General features: G+C 54.1%; 21 protein-coding genes. 3 read left to right on the forward strand and 18 right to left on the reverse strand.

The genetic code is table 11. The features are described from left to right. The 12 genes from JJU47_RS01535 to JJU47_RS01590 form a co-directional block, all read right to left on the reverse strand. The coding region (locus JJU47_RS01535) for a UDP-N-acetylglucosamine--N-acetylmuramyl-(pentapeptide) pyrophosphoryl-undecaprenol N-acetylglucosamine transferase (RefSeq protein ID WP_228615797.1) at window positions 1-526 on the reverse strand (526 nt) is incomplete at its 3' end. After that, window positions 523-1,860, reverse strand: coding sequence for a UDP-N-acetylmuramoyl-L-alanine--D-glutamate ligase (murD, locus tag JJU47_RS01540; RefSeq protein WP_228615798.1), 1,338 nt, complete (start codon window positions 1,858-1,860; stop codon window positions 523-525). The genes murD and JJU47_RS01535, both read right to left, overlap by 4 nt. Before the next feature lie 15 nt (window positions 1,861-1,875). Continuing rightward, a complete protein-coding gene (gene mraY / locus JJU47_RS01545) occupies window positions 1,876-2,835 on the reverse strand; it encodes a phospho-N-acetylmuramoyl-pentapeptide-transferase (RefSeq protein WP_228615799.1) in 960 nt (319 codons plus the stop codon). A gap of 22 nt (window positions 2,836-2,857) precedes the next feature. After that, a complete protein-coding gene (locus tag JJU47_RS01550) occupies window positions 2,858-4,162 on the reverse strand; it encodes a UDP-N-acetylmuramoyl-tripeptide--D-alanyl-D-alanine ligase (RefSeq protein ID WP_228615800.1) in 1,305 nt (434 codons plus the stop codon). Window positions 4,163-4,220: 58 nt separating this feature from the next. Continuing rightward, window positions 4,221-6,329 carry a penicillin-binding transpeptidase domain-containing protein gene (locus JJU47_RS01555; protein ID WP_228615801.1) on the reverse strand — a complete coding sequence of 703 codons (2,109 nt, stop codon included), beginning with the start codon at window positions 6,327-6,329 and terminating at the stop codon, window positions 4,221-4,223. Between the two features lie 38 nt (window positions 6,330-6,367). Then, window positions 6,368-6,730 carry a cell division protein FtsL gene (gene ftsL / locus JJU47_RS01560; RefSeq protein ID WP_024370022.1) on the reverse strand — a complete coding sequence of 121 codons (363 nt, stop codon included), beginning with the start codon at window positions 6,728-6,730 and terminating at the stop codon, window positions 6,368-6,370. 23 nt (window positions 6,731-6,753) lie between these two features. Beyond that, the gene (rsmH, locus tag JJU47_RS01565; protein WP_228615802.1) at window positions 6,754-7,686 is read right to left on the reverse strand and encodes a 16S rRNA (cytosine(1402)-N(4))-methyltransferase RsmH; all 933 of its coding nucleotides are present in this window, start codon (window positions 7,684-7,686) and stop codon (window positions 6,754-6,756) included. A gap of 167 nt (window positions 7,687-7,853) precedes the next feature. After that, window positions 7,854-9,410 (reverse strand): bacillithiol biosynthesis cysteine-adding enzyme BshC, encoded by a 1,557-nt coding sequence (gene bshC / locus JJU47_RS01570; RefSeq protein WP_228615803.1) that lies wholly within the window; start codon window positions 9,408-9,410, stop codon window positions 7,854-7,856. Window positions 9,411-9,434: 24 nt separating this feature from the next. Further along, window positions 9,435-9,794, reverse strand: a complete 360-nt coding sequence (locus tag JJU47_RS01575; protein ID WP_228615804.1) for a DUF3397 domain-containing protein — start codon at window positions 9,792-9,794, stop codon at window positions 9,435-9,437. After that, entirely contained in the window at window positions 9,788-10,627 is an 840-nt protein-coding gene (locus tag JJU47_RS01580; protein ID WP_228615805.1) for a ketopantoate reductase family protein, read from the reverse strand. Before JJU47_RS01580 ends, JJU47_RS01575 begins: the two co-directional genes overlap by 7 nt. A gap of 103 nt (window positions 10,628-10,730) precedes the next feature. Beyond that, on the reverse strand, window positions 10,731-10,904 hold the full coding sequence (gene rpmF, locus JJU47_RS01585; RefSeq protein WP_081338944.1) for a 50S ribosomal protein L32: 174 nt from the start codon (window positions 10,902-10,904) through the stop codon (window positions 10,731-10,733). A 22-nt stretch (window positions 10,905-10,926) separates the two neighbouring features. Next, entirely contained in the window at window positions 10,927-11,454 is a 528-nt protein-coding gene (locus JJU47_RS01590) for a YceD family protein (RefSeq protein WP_228615806.1), read from the reverse strand. 157 nt (window positions 11,455-11,611) lie between these two features. On the opposite strand from JJU47_RS01590, the gene JJU47_RS01595 reads away from it, so the two are divergent. After that, the gene (locus JJU47_RS01595; RefSeq protein ID WP_228615807.1) at window positions 11,612-12,742 is read left to right on the forward strand and encodes a tRNA(Met) cytidine acetate ligase; all 1,131 of its coding nucleotides are present in this window, start codon (window positions 11,612-11,614) and stop codon (window positions 12,740-12,742) included. Here JJU47_RS01595 and JJU47_RS01600 read toward each other — a convergent pair. From JJU47_RS01600 to JJU47_RS01620, 5 genes are read right to left on the reverse strand one after another with little or no spacing between them, the layout of a single operon-like run. After that, window positions 12,721-13,713: a SepM family pheromone-processing serine protease gene (locus JJU47_RS01600; protein WP_228615808.1), complete on the reverse strand. Its 993-nt coding sequence runs from the start codon at window positions 13,711-13,713 to the stop codon at window positions 12,721-12,723. The genes JJU47_RS01595 and JJU47_RS01600 overlap by 22 nt on opposite strands. After that, window positions 13,710-14,207: a pantetheine-phosphate adenylyltransferase gene (gene coaD / locus JJU47_RS01605; RefSeq protein ID WP_228615809.1), complete on the reverse strand. Its 498-nt coding sequence runs from the start codon at window positions 14,205-14,207 to the stop codon at window positions 13,710-13,712. The genes JJU47_RS01600 and coaD overlap by 4 nt, the downstream gene beginning before the upstream one ends. Before the next feature lie 6 nt (window positions 14,208-14,213). After that, the gene (gene rsmD / locus JJU47_RS01610; protein WP_228615810.1) at window positions 14,214-14,780 is read right to left on the reverse strand and encodes a 16S rRNA (guanine(966)-N(2))-methyltransferase RsmD; all 567 of its coding nucleotides are present in this window, start codon (window positions 14,778-14,780) and stop codon (window positions 14,214-14,216) included. Window positions 14,781-14,835: 55 nt separating this feature from the next. Continuing rightward, complete coding sequence (locus JJU47_RS01615; RefSeq protein WP_228615811.1) at window positions 14,836-15,099, reverse strand: DUF2129 domain-containing protein; 264 nt, start codon at window positions 15,097-15,099, stop codon at window positions 14,836-14,838. After that, complete coding sequence (locus tag JJU47_RS01620) at window positions 15,083-15,535, reverse strand: YlbF/YmcA family competence regulator (RefSeq protein ID WP_024370011.1); 453 nt, start codon at window positions 15,533-15,535, stop codon at window positions 15,083-15,085. Before JJU47_RS01620 ends, JJU47_RS01615 begins: the two co-directional genes overlap by 17 nt. A 112-nt stretch (window positions 15,536-15,647) precedes the next feature. Here JJU47_RS01620 and JJU47_RS01625 point away from each other — a divergent pair, with 112 nt between their 5' ends. Further along, the gene (locus tag JJU47_RS01625) at window positions 15,648-16,421 is read left to right on the forward strand and encodes an ATP-grasp domain-containing protein (protein ID WP_228615812.1); all 774 of its coding nucleotides are present in this window, start codon (window positions 15,648-15,650) and stop codon (window positions 16,419-16,421) included. A 100-nt stretch (window positions 16,422-16,521) separates the two neighbouring features. After that, window positions 16,522-16,881, forward strand: coding sequence for a YugN family protein (locus JJU47_RS01630; protein WP_228615813.1), 360 nt, complete (start codon window positions 16,522-16,524; stop codon window positions 16,879-16,881). Window positions 16,882-17,010: 129 nt separating this feature from the next. Here the strand turns inward: JJU47_RS01630 and JJU47_RS01635 are convergent, their stop codons facing one another. Next, window positions 17,011-17,502 (reverse strand): cysteine hydrolase family protein, encoded by a 492-nt coding sequence (locus tag JJU47_RS01635; protein WP_228615814.1) that lies wholly within the window; start codon window positions 17,500-17,502, stop codon window positions 17,011-17,013. Window positions 17,503-17,621 lie beyond the last annotated feature (119 nt).

A 17,621-nucleotide genomic window follows, 5' to 3' on the forward strand; every position in this document is an offset into this window, starting at 1 on the left:
CCGGGTCCACGACAGTCTTCAACACTTCACTGCCGCGCGGGTTTCCGATGACGCGGACGTTCGCCCCAGGGAAATGCGATTCTGACCCCGCGAAAGACAAAGCGACCCGGTCTGCTTTTTTCGATAAGAACTTGTTCGTCAGTCCCGGGATGCTGTTTTGTTCATGCAAGATGGTCGGAATCCCAAGTTGTTGGGCCGTAAAGACGACCGGACCGGAAACGAAACCGCCCGTGCCGATGACGACGTCCGGACGGAACGCCTTCATCTCTTTTCGAAGCTCCAGGACCGCTTTCAAGAACCAAAAGCCTGTCTTGACGTTCTCGAGCGATAACGACCGTTTCAAACCCGCGATTCGAATCGATTTGAACGGAATGCCGGCCCGAGGTACGAGATCAGCCTCGAGACCGTTCTCCGTACCGATATAGAGCACTTGTAAATCAGGATGGCGTTCTTTCAACGTGTCTAGTAGCGCGAGGGCCGGGTAGATGTGTCCACCCGTCCCGCCGCCTGAAATGATGACTTTCATCGGTTCGCCTCCTCGTATTTGCGGACGAGGTCCACGAAATGCTCGCCCCGCTCCTCGAACGTCTTATACTGATCCCAACTCGCGCATGCGGGTGACAGCAAGAGCACATCATCTTCTGCCGACTGTCGAAATGCGAGCGGCACTGCCGCCTCGAGCGTGTCGACTGCGAAAGATGGGATCCCTTGTGATTCGCCGAGCGTCTTAAACCGTTCAGCCGTCTCTCCATAGGCGACGACCGCTTTGACACGCGCCATCGCCGGGATGAGTGAGGCGAGATCGGCGCCGCGCTCAAGTCCGCCGCAAAGCCAGACGATCGGCGATGTGAAGCCGGCCAGCGCCGCTTCTGTCGCCACGTTGTTCGTCGCTTTCGAGTCGTTGTAAACATTGCGGCCGAGGATGCGACCGACATTTTCCGTGCGATGGGCCACGCCGCCGAACGTCCGTAAGACGCGCTCGACGTGCGAGCGTGGGATGTCGAACGGCTCAATGAGTAGTAGCGCCGCCAATACGTTCTCGACGTTATGGGCGCCGCCTAAGGCAAGCTCTGACACCGGTATGACGGCGTTCCCGTGCAACGTGATCCAGCCGTCTGTGACGCATGCATCTCCGGCCTCATAACCGAACGTTTGCGCCGTCAACTGTTCCGGCACTCGTTTCATCACTTCCGCATCGGCTCGCTTGACGACGAGTCGGTCGGCATCGGTCATATTGCGGAACAAGTTCCCTTTTGCGTCGGCGTATGATTCAAAGTCGCCGTGGTAATCGAGGTGTGCTTCTGACAAATTGAGAAGCGCCGCCGCTTTTGGATGGAACGCCTCGACACCCATCAATTGAAAGCTCGAGAGTTCGATGACGATGATGTCATCCGCTTGCGCTTTCGACGCGACTTCGATTGCCGGGAACCCGATGTTTCCGGCCACATGCACAGGACGCGTCCCACCTTTTAACAGCTCGTGTACGAGTGTCGTCGTCGTCGTCTTTCCGTTCGAACCGGTGATGCCGACGAACGTCGCATCTGTCGCCAAATAAGCGAGCTCGACTTCGGTATAAATCGGCATGTGACGTGTCAACGCTTCTTGGAGCAACGGGATGTGATACGGAATCCCTGGGTTTTTGACGATGACGTCCGTCTCATCCAACAACGTGAGCGGGTGAGACCCGAAAATCGACCGGACTCCGAGCGTCTCGATTTTTGCCCGTTCTTCCGCTGTCGGCTCGGAGCCGGCATTGATCGTCACGATCGCTCCGACGTCGTTTAAGTAGGCGGCCGCGGCGATTCCGCTACGGGCGGCGCCGAGGACGAGGACGCGCTTACCTTTCCACTGCTTTTGCATCTGTTCCACCATCCATTACATGAGTAGTAACGACAAGACTGCCGTGATCAAGCTGATTCCACCAAACGTCAAGACGATGCGCCATTCCGACCAACCGACCATTTCGAAATGATGGTGAATCGGGCTCATCTTGAAGATGCGTTTCCCAGTCGTTTTGAACGAGAGGACTTGCAAGATGACACTGAGCGTCTCGATGACGAAGATGATACCGACGAAGACGAGCAACAGCTCGAGCTTCAGCATGAGTGCAAGTCCGGCGACCGCACCGCCAAGGGCGAGCGATCCCGTGTCACCCATGAAGATTTTCGCCGGGTATTTATTGAAGACGAGGAATCCGAGAAGTGCCCCGACCGCACTGAAAGCGAACCAGGCGACACCGACCTCGTCTTGCCCGAGCGCGTAAATTCCGAAGAATGCGAACGTCGGGATGGCCGAAAACGACACGAGGCCGTCGAGGCCGTCCGTCAAGTTGACAGCGTTCGAGAAACCGACAAGCCAGAAAATGACGATAGCGACATACAACCAACCCGTATCAAACGCAATCGAAGTGAACGGGATTTGAATCGTCGTGTCCAACCCTTCTCCGAGTGAAAGGAACCACACGAACAAGACCGAGACGACAATTTGTCCAATCAATTTTTGAAGCGATGTGAGACCGAGGTTTCGTTTGTTCACGACTTTAATGTAGTCGTCTAGGAAACCGATCACCCCGAATGCGAGCGTGACGAACAAGAGTGTCCCGAAGCCCGCTACCGCGTCCCCGAAGATGAGGGAGACGATGAAGCCGATGACGAGCGCGAGCAAGATGACGATGCCGCCCATCGTCGGCGTCCCAGATTTCTTTTGATGCCAATCCGGGCCTTCATCGCGGATTTCTTGTCCGAATTTCAATTGGCGCAATGCGGGAATGGCCCGCGGCATGACGACCAATACGGTCAATAATGAACTGATTAAGACGATTAAACTGATTAACATGTTCGTACCTCACTACTCTTTATTATTGAACTAGACGCTCGAGCGCCAGTCCTCGCGATGCTTTTAACAATATCACAGTCTGTGGTCGTTGATAACTGCCAAGGAGCGGTTTCGCCTCCTCGACCGTGGCGACGCAAGTCACGTTGACGCCGTCGTCCGTCACTCCGTCTCGGATCCATTTCGCTTTGTCTCCGATCAAGATACAGTCTGTGACCGGTGCCGTGATGACGCGGCCGACTTGAACGTGTTGATCGACCTCGTCGGCGCCAAGTTCGTACATGTCCCCAAGGACGAGCACACGGCGGCTGAACCCCTCGAGCGATTTCACGGTCTCGATGGCAGCGATCATCGATGTCGGACTCGCGTTGTAGGCGTCGTTGATCAAATGCGCGTCGCCGAACATTTGCTTTTCCATCCGCATCGTCGTCAGCTTGACGCGGTCGAGACCGCGCTGGATTGTCGCCTCGTCGAGTCCGAAATGGCGTCCGCAGGCGATGGCGTAGGCCGCGTTTCGGATTTGATGGGCGCCGAGCACTTTCAGCTCAAACAACTCGCCGTCGTAACGGAAGATGGACGCATCGAACGTCGTCTCGACGACCTCGATTTTCCCGTCAGCGTCCGCGGCGTAGCCGACACGGAAGCCTTCCCCGGCAAGAAGCGGCTCGTCCGCATCGACGATCAGCACGCCGTCCGGTTTCAAACCGGCATTAATTTCAAGTTTCGCCTTGGCGATGCCTTGACGTCCCCCGACTTGCTCGCCGTGCGATTCACCGATGTTCGTGACAAATGCGACGTCCGGTTTGGCGATCTTCGATAACAATTCGATTTGACCGAAGCCGTTCATGCCCATCTCAAGGACCGCAACTTCCGTATCGCGCGGCATGCGCAACACCGTGAGCGGCAATCCGACGTCGGAGTTGAAGTTTCCGGCCGTCTTGTGCGTCTTGAACTTCTCTTCGAGCACGACCGCGACCATGTCTTTCGTCGACGTCTTTCCGTTCGATCCCGTAATCGCGACGACGAGCGGGTTGATGTCCGCCAAGTAACGGGCGGCCGCCTCTTGAAGCGCCTTGAGTGGAGACGGCACCGGAATCGTCACGATCCCTTCCGGCTGTTCACGCCCTTCTTCCCAAAACGTGACGATGGCGCCTTGCTCGATCGCCTTGTCGATGTAATCATGTCCGTCGACACGCGCCCCGATGATCGGGACGAACAACCCGTCTTGATTGTCGTCTCGTGAATCCGTCGCGACGTTCCGCACTTCCCGCACGTCGTCCGACTCGATACCGAACCAGCTTGCCAATGTTTGAATCGTCAATTGTTCCATCCGTTATTCCTCCTGTGACAAAGGAAAAGAGAGCCGAGGCCCTCTTTATCCCTTTGCGTTAGTTCGACGGAGACTCGAGTCTCACTTTCAACGTCGCCCCGGTTTTGACTGGCTTGTCTTTCCCGATCGACTGGGAAGTGACAAATCCGGTCCCGTCTATCTCTAAATTCAATTGGTACAAAGTAGCCAAACGTTTCACGTCACGCAGCGACCATCCGGACAAGTTCGGCATTGCGAACGTATCCGCCGTTTTTAACAGCAGCCGCTCGCCGACGACGTACGATTGTCCTTCGACCGGGCTTTGAGCGGACACCGCCGCCCCTCCGCCGAGTAAGATCGGGGCGAATGAGGCCGTTTTCGCTTTCATGACCGCTTCGTCACGACCGAGGTCGACGTAAGACTCCGTCGTCTTCGTTGACGCGTCGACCGCCTTCTCTTGCTTTTCAGGTTCGACGCTCCGGTAACGGAGCGCCACGTCCATCACGTCTTTGAACAGCGGTGCCATGATGCGCGGCCCTGTCGTCGACGAGTCGCTGTTCGGACGGTCGACGGCGATATACATGACGAGCTCCGGGTCGTCTTCCGGCGCCATGCCGACGAACGAGTGAATGTACTGACCGCTCAAATATTTGCCGTTTTCAGCGATTTGGGCCGTACCCGTTTTTCCGATGACCCGATAATTCTCAAGGGCGTACAGTTGACCGGTACCGAGGTCGCTGTTGACGACCCCGTCGAGTGCCTCACGCGTCAATTTGGCCGCTTCGGCGGTGATCGGTTGACCGACGACTTTCGGATTCGTCGTCCGAATCGTCTCGCCGGTCTCTCGGTTGACAACTTTTTTAATGACGTGCGGTTGCTTCATCGTCCCATCCGTCGCGATGGCTGACGTCGCTTGCAAAATTTGCATCGGCGTCACCGCGGTCGATTGGCCCCATGCCGTGATGAGCACGTTGAGCGGGCTTTCAAAGTCGTATTGACTGTTGACCTCGCCCGGCAAATCGACGCCGGTGCGTTGGTCGAATTTAAATGCGTTGAAATAGTCTTCATACCGGCTCAAGCCGAGACGTTCATTGGCCATGATGGAGAACGCCACGTTTGACGAATGCCAGACGCCTTCTACCATAGGAATCGTACCCCATCCGGTAATGTTGTAATCATTGAACGTCGTCCGTCCATACGTATAGGAGCCCGACTTGTACAGTTCGTTCGGGTCGAATACCCCTTCATTGATCGCCGCGGCGAGCGTAAAGATTTTCATCGTCGACCCCGGCTCGAAACGAGACGAGACGGAGAAGTTGCTATACGACGTGATTTCGCGTGTGTTCGGGTCAAATGACGGCCGATCCGACAGCGCCACGATTTCTCCCGTCTTCGGGTCCATGATGATCGCCGTCGCATTTTTCGGCGCATACTCTTTATACATCTCGTCCATCTTCGTATCGAGCAGCTGTTGAATGCGGTGATCGATCGTCAACTGGACGTCCGCGCCGTCTTCCGGCTCGATGCGCAACTGTTCATCGCTCGCGATGAGCTGACGGCCGGCGAGGTCTTTCTCGAACCGGTTCAAGCCGTACGATTCACTTAAAATATCGTTTAACGACTTCTCGATCCCAAGTTCTCCGACGAGCTCGATCCGTCCGTTCTGGTCAATCTTTTGGGCGTAGCCGATGACGCTTGAGGCGAACACTTTATTCGGATAATACCGCTTCGGTTCTTCGACGAACGTGATGCCCGGCAGTTCGAACGCCTCGATCTCTTCTTTTTGTTCAACCGTCAAATCGCGTCCGGGGACACCGAATTCGATTTGACCCCGGTCGACGTTTTGCTCGAGCCGCTTCAAAATATCGGCTTCCGTCATTGGAATGACGGTCGCAAGCTCGCGTGCCGCTTCCGGAAACTCTTCCGGCAACAGCGTCTTCCCTTCGACTCGCTCACCCCCGAGTTTTAAGACGGCGACGACGCGATACGACGGAATGTTGATGGCGATCGGTTGACCGAAGCGGTCAAAGATCTCACCACGTTCCGCTTTCAGCGTGCTGACCGCTTTCCACCGTTCTTCTTCGGCAAAAGCGAGCATGTTCTCCCCTTTGTACGTTTGGAAGACAGATAGATAAAAAAACCAACCGACAAAAAATAAAAAGAGCGGTGTGAAGCAAACAATCGCCACCCACGCCACTCTTTTTTTACTCTGTTGTAGAGAGTTCATCAGTCAATCACCTTGACGTTCTTCTCATTGAACTGCATTCCGAGCTTTTCAGCTATCGCATAGATTCTCTCTGGCGAGCTAAGTTGGGCGATCTCATACTTCAGTTCTTCGTTTTCTTTGGCAATTGTGTTCGTCTCTTGAGTAATCAAGGCCGTATCACGCATGATGTTGTACGCTTCATTATGTTTCGACACCGTGATGCCACCGAACAAGACGACAGAACCGATCATCGTCGGGTACAGGATGGATTCGAACAAAGTCAACGTACGTCGTTTTGGAGCAGGTATCGGTCGTTCTTGCGGAATCGGATTTCGATTCGGTGAAACGTGAGGCTGCAAAGCCTTGCGGGCAGCTTCTGGCATCAGGTATCCCTCCTACGTACAGTCTATTTTTGTTTTTCGGCGACCCGAAGCTTCGCTGAGCGGGCACGTCGATTATCTTCAAGTTCATCGCCGCCGGCCGTGATCGGCTTTCGGGTGATGAGCTTCAATTCTGGCTCGAACTCTTTCGGGATGACCGGCAGCCCCGGTGGAAGCTGAGGATGCTGGCTCTTTTCTTTGAACACTTGTTTGCAAATCCGATCTTCGAGCGAGTGGAACGTGATGACACAAATCCGTCCGTGAATGGCGAGCATGTCGATCGCATCTTGGACAGCGCGGTCGAACACGTTCAATTCATCATTGACAGCGATGCGAATCGCTTGGAACGTCCGCTTGGCGGGATGACCGCCTTTGCGTCGCGCCGGCGCCGGGATCGCCTCTTTGATCAAGTCGACGAGTTCAAACGTCGTCTCGATCGGCTTTTCGGCACGGGCTTGTTCGATTTTGCGGGCGATTTGCTTCGAGAACTTCTCTTCCCCGTATGTAAAGAAGATGCGGGCCAAGTCCCCGAACGCCCATTCATTGACGACATGATAGGCCGAAAATGGGTTTGATCGATCCATGCGCATGTCGAGTGGGGCATCATAGTTGTAACTAAACCCGCGCTCCGCCTCATCAAGTTGCGGTGATGAGACACCGAGGTCAAACAAGACACCATCAACTTGTGTGACGCCACGCGCGTGTAGCTCGTCTTTCAAGTGGACGAAGTTGCTCTTTATGAACGTAACCCGATCCTCATATGGAGCCAAGCGCTCTTTCGCGTGCGCGAGGGCGACGTCATCTTGGTCGAAGGCGTATAGATGGCCTGTCGTCAATCGTTTGACAATCTCTTCACTGTGACCGGCTCCTCCTAACGTGCAATCGACATAAATTCCGTCCGGTTGGATGTTCAACCCTTCGATGGACTCCATTTTTAAAACCGTTTCGTGCTCAAACATACAAAAACCCTCTCACCCTACATTTTTCAACTGTTTTATTACACTTACTTTATCATAAAAATGTCAAGCTCCGCATTCGTTTTTAACGAAAATAGGAAACAAAAAGGTAACAAACAAAAAAGATTCCCCGATTGCACGGGGAACCGTCCAAAACGACTGTATTTTTTTTACAATTTAATTAAACATCGCTCTATATCCGTCTGTTCATAGGCGGCACGCAAGCGCGGGAACAAGTCGAGCCCGTGCCGATTCAATAGCGGCACCATCGACCATATCCGTTCTTGCGGGGCGCCCATCGGCAACAAGCGCGCCGACAGATGGATCCGGCGCCGGTTCAACCGGTACTGTTCACGTTTCGCCTCGGCACGCATCTCGTCTGCCAAACGGTCGAGAGCGTGAATCGCGCTCGAACCGAAGCGTTGACCTCGACGGCCGGCCTCTTCGCCGATGGCGGCCGACAACGCCCGATATGCGTATAAACTTTCATCGAACGCCTCATCGTCGAACGCATGGTCCGGGAGCGGATTCGTCAAATACTCGTCGAGCGACACACCTTCTTGTTTCAGCTTTTTCTCATCATTCGCCGAGAGAAGCACCGCCCCGAGACGAGGAATGACGAGCGGCATCTTCCAGCCGAACGTATGAAACAGCGGTCGGAGTTGAAGCCAATAGGCGATCTCACCCGGACCGGCGACATACGCGAGCGTCGGGAACAGATGATCTTGCATGAGCGGACGGGAGACGACGTTGTTCGAGAAGCGCTCCGGATGGGCATCGATCTCCGAAAGCAACTCGGCTTCCGAGAAGCGATGTCCGCGCTTCGTCGTGAAGGCATCCCCTTCTTTCGTGAGCAGTTCGCGCGTCCCGTCATGATAAAACACGTGGGCCGCTTCACGATTGAGCTCGACATGAGGCATTCCGTCCTTATGCGCGTCCGCGAACGCCGCATTCAGCAACTCGCTTTCAACGATCAAACGCTTGAACACGTCGCGTCCGAGGGCACGTACGTCCGGTTGGTGCGGGTCGAACAAAAGAAAGTCTTCTCCGACGAATCGGCGCATCATCTTGCCGAAAAATTGAGCGAACGACTTCGACCGATGCAACAACTCGACGAGTTGATGGTACAGCGACGACGTATGCTCGGTTTCCGTCTCGGCGAGCAACATGCGTTGCAACATTTGAACGAGTTCGATTTTCAACCGCTCGAATTCAAGCTCCCCGACGGACGCTTTCCCGGCGAGCGGGACGGCCGAAAGCGCCTCTTTGCGGAACTGCCGAGATAGCGGCTGAGGGATGAGGACGTGATTGATCTCGGCGTAATCGTGATCTTCCGTCGCCATCCAAAAGATGGGCAAGACGGGCTTGTCGAGCGACGCTTCTGCTTGTCTCGCCCGCTTCAACACGGTCAACAGCTTGTACACCGCAAACAGCGGTCCTCCGAACACACCGACTTGCTGTCCGGTGACGACCGTGTATGCCTCGCCCGACGCGAGCGCTTCAAGCTTACGGTCGAGCGTTTCTGACAACGGACCGTACGCGGCTTGCTGGTCGCGTAAAATCGCCGCGAGCGACTTCAGATGCGGATATGTACGTCCGTCCAACTCTTCGGCTCGCAGTCTAACCTCGCCCATTCCTTTATAATCAAGCCAGTGCGTATACCCGTCTTCGATTTGAAGCATCGGAGACGACGGGGCATACATGGCGTCAAGCGACTCTATCCTCACGTATAACGACTTCCTTTCGATCGATCAATGAATCATGTGTTTGGCAATGCCAATCGCAAACAAGATGGCGTGGGCCGGCACGAGAAACAAAAACAACAATCGCCAACCGTGCACGAACATCTTCGTGAACACGACTTCCTCGTGGCGGACGCGTTGCCAAATCGCATTGATTGGAAAAATTGCGCAACAAACGGCGAGCAGGAGCCAAACGACGTTCGACTCGACAATCGACTCCAACAGAACCGCACACGCATAAAACCAAAGCACGACGCCGGCATCGCACACCAGCTTGAACGTATTGACCGACTTCGGCATAATTTTTCTAAGTATCATATACACCATAAACCAAATGACGAGTGGAAATGAAACGATATACACTAGCACGATGCGCTCGCTCCTAAAATTAGTTTTTGCATGAGCGGGATGACGGTCAGTTCGACGCCGCGATCCTCGGCTCGCTTCAACAGCGGGGTCAAAATGGCATCAACCTCGGTCGGGCGATCTGCTTCCACGTCCCGGAGCATCGATGAACGGTTCGTTGCCGTCTTCTCGATGATCGATTCGATATATGTAAACGGTACGGCCTCATCAAACAACGACGTCAATTCCTCGTAGATCGCGAGTGCGACGTCTCGGCACGGTGGTTGCAAGACGACACCGTTCGGCACGCGGCAAAGCGCCGTGATCGGGTTGATGATGGCGTTCGCGAACAGCTTTTCGATGACAACGTGCCTAATGTCCGACTCCCACACGATGTGGAGCGGTGAATCGATGAACGAGATGCCTGCCACGTCCGACAGTCCGCCGATGCGGACTCGGCCGAGACCGCTATGGTGAATCCGGTTCCCGTCCCGGGTCACGCCGTGTTCGATGACCCCGAGGTGAAACCCTCGCTCAAGCGCATAGTCGAGATGACTGATACCGTTCGAGCAGATGAACACAGGCACGTTGCCGCTGAGGCGCGCGGTCGCAGCCTCGACTTGATGCGCTTTCGTCGTCACGAAAAAGATGTCGGCCTTCGTCTCGTCGAGAGTATGTACTGGCTCGAGCGTCACGTCCACCGTGCCGTTCGTCATTCCGTCCCGCTCAATCGTCACAACGCTCGTTTCCTCGACTCGGCCATACAACGTGACCGTATAGTCGTTTGCAAGTAACGACGCCATCAGCATCCCGACGGCCCCGTTACCGATAATCCCAATCCGTTCAATCGGTTGCATCCGCAACCCTCCTTCTCCATTGTGCATAAAAAATTTTACCACAATCCGATTCGATGACCATAAAAAAAAGAAGCGCTCTCCAGAGAGAACGCTTCTTCCAGCATTATTTGCTTGTTACTTCTTTACCGTTGTAATGTCCGCAAGATTTGCAAACACGGTGTGAAAGTTTCATGTCGCCACAGTTCGGGCACTCGTTCATACCAGGTACGTTAAGTTTGAAGTGAGTACGACGAAGACGTTTGCGAGTTTTCGACGTTCTACGGAATGGTACTGCCATCGTTGTCCACCTCCTTGAAAAGTTAGCCGTTCTCGTCCTCTTTTTTCGAGAACAAGTCGGCGAGTCCCGCGAGGCGCGGGTCAATTTTTGGTTGGTCGTCCAGCTGATCCTCTACGAGGGCCCAGCCTTCCCCTTCAACCTGAGTTTTGTCTGTTTCGTTCCCGAAAACTTGCATCGGGACGTCTAACATGATGAGCTCACGTACGATCGGTCGCAGATCAATCGTATTTCCCTCTGGCAAATTGACGTCATCGAATTGCTCCGTGTAACGCCCGTTCTCCAAAAAGAAAGGCTCGAGCGATTCAATATCGAATTCATACATGACATCGTCTAACGTTCGCGCATCTGGCAACGTCAGGTCACCTTGAATCTTCAAATTGAATGTAACTTGATTAGATGTGAACGACGCATCCCCGTGCACATGCACCGGGCGAATCGAACGGATATCCGGATGGAGCTGAGTCAGCTCCGGAAGTTCAACCGTCTCATCGACGGAAAAACTGTCACCTTGGTTTCGAAGCTTAAGTAGCTGTGCAATAGACCATTTCATCCGAATCACCTCAATTGCAACAATATGAATTATAGATAGGCCAACTTGTTTTGTCAATGTTTTTTCTTTACACTAAAAGCAGTTGACGACGGCGCTTTGTCAAAGCGTACTTATCCATCTTACACCAATCCAATCGACAATGCAAAGGAGTAATTTCATGCAAAAGACGGCCATCATCGCCGAGTACAATCCGTTCCATAACGGCCACCTCTATCAAGCTAAAACCGCCCGCCTCGAAACAGGGGCTGACGCCGTCATCGCCGTGATGAGCGGACAGTTCACCCAACGCGGGGAACCGGCCGCATTTAACAAATTTAGCCGGGCAAGGGCTGCAGTCGAGACGGGGGCGATTGACCTCGTCATCGAATTGCCGACCCGGTTCGGTGTCCAACGCGCCGACCGGTTCGCAAGCGCCGCTGTCGCCATCGCCGAACGTGTCGGGTGTCAAACGTTGTCGTTCGGAAGTGAGAGCGGTGACGTATCGGCGATTCGGCAAGCCGCCAAGGCCGAGGTCGAATCGATGCCGGCCTATCGAGACGCGCTCCAATCCGCGTTGAAAGACGGGGTCTCGCCAGCGAAGGCGTCGAGTACCGCGTTCGCTTCAGTGTATCCGGATTTTGACTTGACGCTCCCGAACAACATCTTGGCCTACCACTATGCGCAAGCGGCCACTTCGATCAACCTCCACACCGTCCGTCGGCTCGGAGCAGGTTATCACGACACCGGACTAGCGGACATCATGTCAGCGACAGGCGTCCGTGCCCATTACATCGAAGAGGGCGTCGTCCGCGCCGTCCCTGAGGCGACGCGCACCTTGTTCCACCAGCATACGATGGCCCACTGGTCACGCTATTGGCCCGTCCTCCAGTACAAGTTGCGGACGACGCCTCAACCGGTGCTTGACGAGCTTGTCGGCATCGACGCCTCCTTGTCCCCTCGATTAATCGAGGCCGGGCTTGAACCGACGTTCGAGCGGGCCCTATCCAAGATGCTGACGCGCCGCTATACGCGGACGGCGATTCAGCGAGCGCTCGTCTCTGTGCTCATTCATTTCGAGCGGGCAGAGCTGCCGGCCCGTTTTGATGACGTCCCTTACGTGCGACCGCTCGCCTTTAACAGCATCGGTCGGCTCGCGTTAAAAGACATAAAAAAAACGGTACCGCTTCTCAGCAAGTACCATCCCGACCTCGCGTTCGAGGCGCGCGTCACCGAGGCGTACCGCCTCCCTCTCGGCGACGAATCGCTCCGCGAACACGTTCAAACGCCTCAGTTCATCGACTCCAAATAACGGATCGCGTCCTCGACCGTCTTGACCGGCACGACTTCGATGTCGGACTCAAGCCGGTCGAGTGACGTTCTCGCCTCGTCGTAGTTCGGACCTTCCGGCACGAAAAACACGGTCGCCCCGGCTCGGTCGGCGGCGACAATTTTTTGCCACGCCCCACCGATCGGACCGACGTTGCCTTCCTCATCGACTGTCCCCGTACCAGCGATTTTTTCACCGTTCGCTAAATCGCCAGGCGTCAACTGATCAAAGATTTCAAGCGTGAACATCAGTCCGGCCGACGGACCGCCGACATTCGTCAATTCAAACGTGACGGTCGGCTCCGTGACGACGTCTTGCACCGGCAACGGCTCGTAAATACCGAGTCCGACCCTTGACTGCGAACGGTCGAGCGGTTGAATGAGCGTCTGGACGACACGCTCACGCCCATCTCGTTCAAGCGTGAGCGTCACTTCGTCACCCGCCTCATAGGCGGCCACTCGATCGAGGAAGTCAAGTCTTGACGCGAAGGCACGGCCGTCGATGGCGGTGATGACGTCACCCGGCTTTAAGACGTTCGCCGCGAGCGACCCTGTGATCGGTGCGGACACGTACATCCCATCGAACGAGACGGACACTTCCGCTTCGGCAAGGTCGTAAGCGTATTGAATCGCCGCTTGTTGGGACGACGACATGAGCAGCTGTTGTCTCCGTTCATAGTCCGCCTCGCCTTCCCCGTCATACAAGTAGCGGCTCGATGGACTCGCTTCCGTGAACGGTGTGAACCAGCTCCCGACGAGCCAGAGCGGCGTCGCCCGGCGCTGCGAGATGGTGACCATCATCAGCTCTCCCTCTTCTTTGTCGCCGTCCTCGACGGTCATGAACCGTTCGATCGACGTCGCCTCGCCCGGATAGGTGATGTAGTATGGCAACGGCACGAACAAGAAAATGAGCACGGCGACGAGCAGACCAAAACCGATTTTCAACGACTTCATGGTTGCCGGCTCGTTTCGTACTTCCTCCGCAGCGCCGCTTCGACTTGCTGCGGAACGAGTTCGTTAACCGAAGCCCCGTATTTGGCGACTTCTTTCACGATCGAGGAGCTGAGGAACGAGTATTGGCTGTTGGTCATCATAAAGAGCGTCTCGACGTCCTCGTTCAACTTCTTGTTGATCGAAGCGATTTGAAGCTCATATTCAAAATCCGAGACGGCTCGCAAACCGCGTACGATCGTCGCCGCTTCTCGTTTTGCCGCATATTCGACGAGCAGACCCCCGAAAGCATCGGCCGTGACGTTTGGCAAATGCGTCGTCACGTCACGGATGAGAGTGAGGCGTTCTTCGACATCAAACAATGGGGCCTTGCTCGAGTTTTCAAGGACGGCGACGATCACTTCGTCAAAGATGGCGGCCGCGCGCTCGATAATATCTAAATGGCCGTTCGTAATCGGGTCAAAGCTCCCCGGACAAATCGCGATACGTTTTGACATAGTCTCTCACCCCTCAGTCGACGCGTACTCATAAAAACTGATCGTAATCACATCTGAGTAGCGCTGCACTTTTATTTTTTCCAGTCGGCCGACTTGTTCTGGCAATTCGGCCTCACTTCCATGCTCACAGACGACGACACCGTTATCAGTCAACAACCGGTTCATCTCGATGGTGTGCAAGAACGCCTCATGCTCTTCAGCGTGATAAGGCGGGTCCATAAAGATCAGTTTGAAGACGCGCCCCGACCCGGCAAATTGCTCGAGCACGCTTTTCGCATCTTGTCGATAGACCGTCGCCTGCTCTTCATACCGCGTGACGCGCAAGTTCTCTTGAATCGTCTGGACGGCCTTCGCGTGTTTATCGACGAAGACGGCGTGGTCACAGCCGCGCGAGAGCGCTTCGATCCCGAGGCCACCGCTCCCCGCATATAAATCGAGCGCATCACCGCCGGCAAAATAAGGTCCGATAATATTGAATAATGATTCTTTCACTTTATCCGTCGTCGGCCGTGTCGCCGATCCCGGTACGGCTTTCAACCGTGTCCCTTTACGTTCTCCTGAAATGACTCGCATCCTTCTTCTCCTTCACCAGAAAAGATGAAGGCGTCACCACCTTCATCTTTTCTGTTTATTTCTGTTTCGGCGCATACGTCTCGGCGATGAACGGGCGTTCGCTCCGGACGACGGATTCGACGAACGGCAAGGCGCCGATCGCCTCGACGATCGTCTCGTGGCCTTCCAAGTCCGTATATAGGAAGGCATACTTCTCTCGTTTCGAGACGTAGTACAAATTCGCGTAGCGTCGCAACGCCTTCACTTGTTTAAGCGATTGCACGTAAACGACGAGTCCGATCCGACCTTTTAACTCGAATGATTCAGACAGCACATCCACAGCTTCCGCCTCCTCCGCCGCAACTTCCCCCGCCAGAACAGCCGCCTTCATCGAAGAACGGGTTGCCGGTCGGGACTTTGATTTTCGGAGACACCGAGTGCGCGAGCAGCCCGCTCACTTCTCCGAGCAGTTTGTCCAAGCTTCGTTCCGCTTTTTTAAATGCGGCCACTTCTGGTTGGACGTCGAGCCGGCGTTTGACGAGATGCATCTCTTTTTTGATGCGGTCATGGTCCGGGTGATGTTTGCCGAACCGTTGCACGTACTCGTAATCTTCTTTCATCCGTAAAAACTCACGTTCGACTTCCTGCGCTTCCGCTGAGACGGCACGCTCTCGTTTCGTCGTGATATATGTTTGGAACGATTCGCTCGACTCGATCAAGTCGGCCAACGCTTCGGCCTCATCGAGAAGTGCGATCGTTTGTTCAGTAATAATCATGGCTTTCACCCTTTCTGACATGATTTTACCACAATTGATTCCCTCTGTGAGCAATCGGCCTTATAATTGAACGTGACCGCAACGCGTTATAAAAGAAAGGAAGTGAATCACCGTGTCCGCACGGTGCCCGATGAAGAAAATCTCATTCAACATGATTCGCTCGGCCGGCATTAAAACCGATTATGCGAAACCTGAATACTACTATGACCAACTTGATAAAGTGAGAGGGGCCGACCTCGTCTTGTTCCCCGAGTATTGGATGGTCAACTCCATTATATACGGATTGAACAAATCGATCTTCCCTTCCCCAGCCACGTATCACCTCGGCCACGATAAGATCGAAATGACTCGCGCCTTCAAAGCGACGTTCCCGCACCGGATCCCTAAGACACTCATCTATGGGAAAAATCCGTACACGATCGAACGGGTGATCGAAGAGTTCACGTATCCGTTCGTCGCGAAGACGGCGAAGTCATCGATGGGACAAGGGGTGTGGCTCATCAAAAACGAGCAAGAATGGCTTGAGTATGTAGAACGCCACGATACGTTTTACGTGCAAGAGTATATCCCGAACGATCGCGACCTGCGTATCATCGTCATCGGAGAAGAAGTCGTCGGTTCGTATTGGCGTGTCAGCGAAGCGTTTTTAAACAACGTCGCCCAAGGTGCCAACTTCTCGTACGAGGATATCCCGGACGATGTCGTCGAGGAAGTGCGCACGATCGCGAAGACGCTCCACATCAATCACGCCGCGTTTGACGTCATCGTCACAGAGGACGCGTTTTACATTCTCGAGTTCAACGTCTTCTTCGGGTCAGAGGGACTCATGCCGCTCGGCGTCCGACTCCCGCAAAAGATCGAAGCGTACTTAGAGACGCTCACTTAAGCGTTCATCTTTTTTTCACAATTTGAACACACGTTATTCCAAGAATGTTTTTGAATATGATATGATGACATATGAGGTTTATTGAAAAAGGGGGATTATGATGAAATTTGAGCAGTTCCACATCGAGGGAAAAGAAATCCGTTTTGGTTTGCTCGAGACGATCATGGATCATCATCATTTCATCCGTGAAGGCGCTTGGGATTACGAGCGTGCGACGTATGATATGAAATACGAGAAGCAATCGACGGGCGAGACGTTTTATCTTCGCTTACCGGTCTACGCCATTGAAGGCCAAATCGAGGACCGTCATGCTGTCGTGAAAATGTTGACACCGATTCTCGGGAAACATTACTATCCGCACGGCGTCGAATACGACGAAGAGTTCCCGGAAGAGATCGTTCGCGACTGCGAACGCCGCCTTGCAGCTCTCGCGGAAACGTTAGAAGTCAAACCCCTTTAATCGAAGGGGTTTTTTATTTTGGCATCATATCAGGCCCAGTCCTTTCATCTTTCCTGAACCTCAAACGAGGACGCTCAGCACGTCCTCGCATCATCCTTCTATCGTTGCCCTGGTTGCTACAGACTTAGGTCACGCTGGCAAGTCCGGCAAGCGAATGATCTCGCATCCTTTGCTCTCATAATAGTCGATCATCGCTTCAATCTTCGTTTGATCGTAGCTCGTGATGCAATCGGATAAGACGCGGACTGTATAGTTGGACTTGCGCATGTTGTAACACGTCGACTTCACGCAAGCGATGGCATCTGCCCCGGTGATGTAGAAGCCGTCGATTTCATTCAGATGAATGAAGTCTGTGAATTCTTGGCTCGTCAACGCGTTCCCTTTGTACTTCGTGAAGACATGGTCCGAGACGATGTTCAAATCAGGAACGAGTTCAGCACCTCGCGTACCCGTTTTAAACGTCCTCGTACCCGCGGACAAATTCTCATGTCGGATGTAGACGACATGAATTTGATGGTCGACCGCCCACGCAATTGCCTGGTTGATCTGATCGATGATCGTTTTGTAGTTCTTCGTGATATCATTTTGAATGTCAATGACGACTAAAGCTTCCTTTCCCATGATCTTTCCCCCTCATCAAAAAACGGATATGTTGCTGTTCGTCTTCTTTCATTTCCATCATATCAGAATTCGTTTTTGGAAAATATAGACATGACTAAAAAGGAGGACCGCTACGCGGC

This window comes from Exiguobacterium sp. (genome assembly GCF_020832205.1).
Taxonomy (GTDB): Bacteria; Bacillota; Bacilli; order Exiguobacteriales; family Exiguobacteriaceae; genus Exiguobacterium.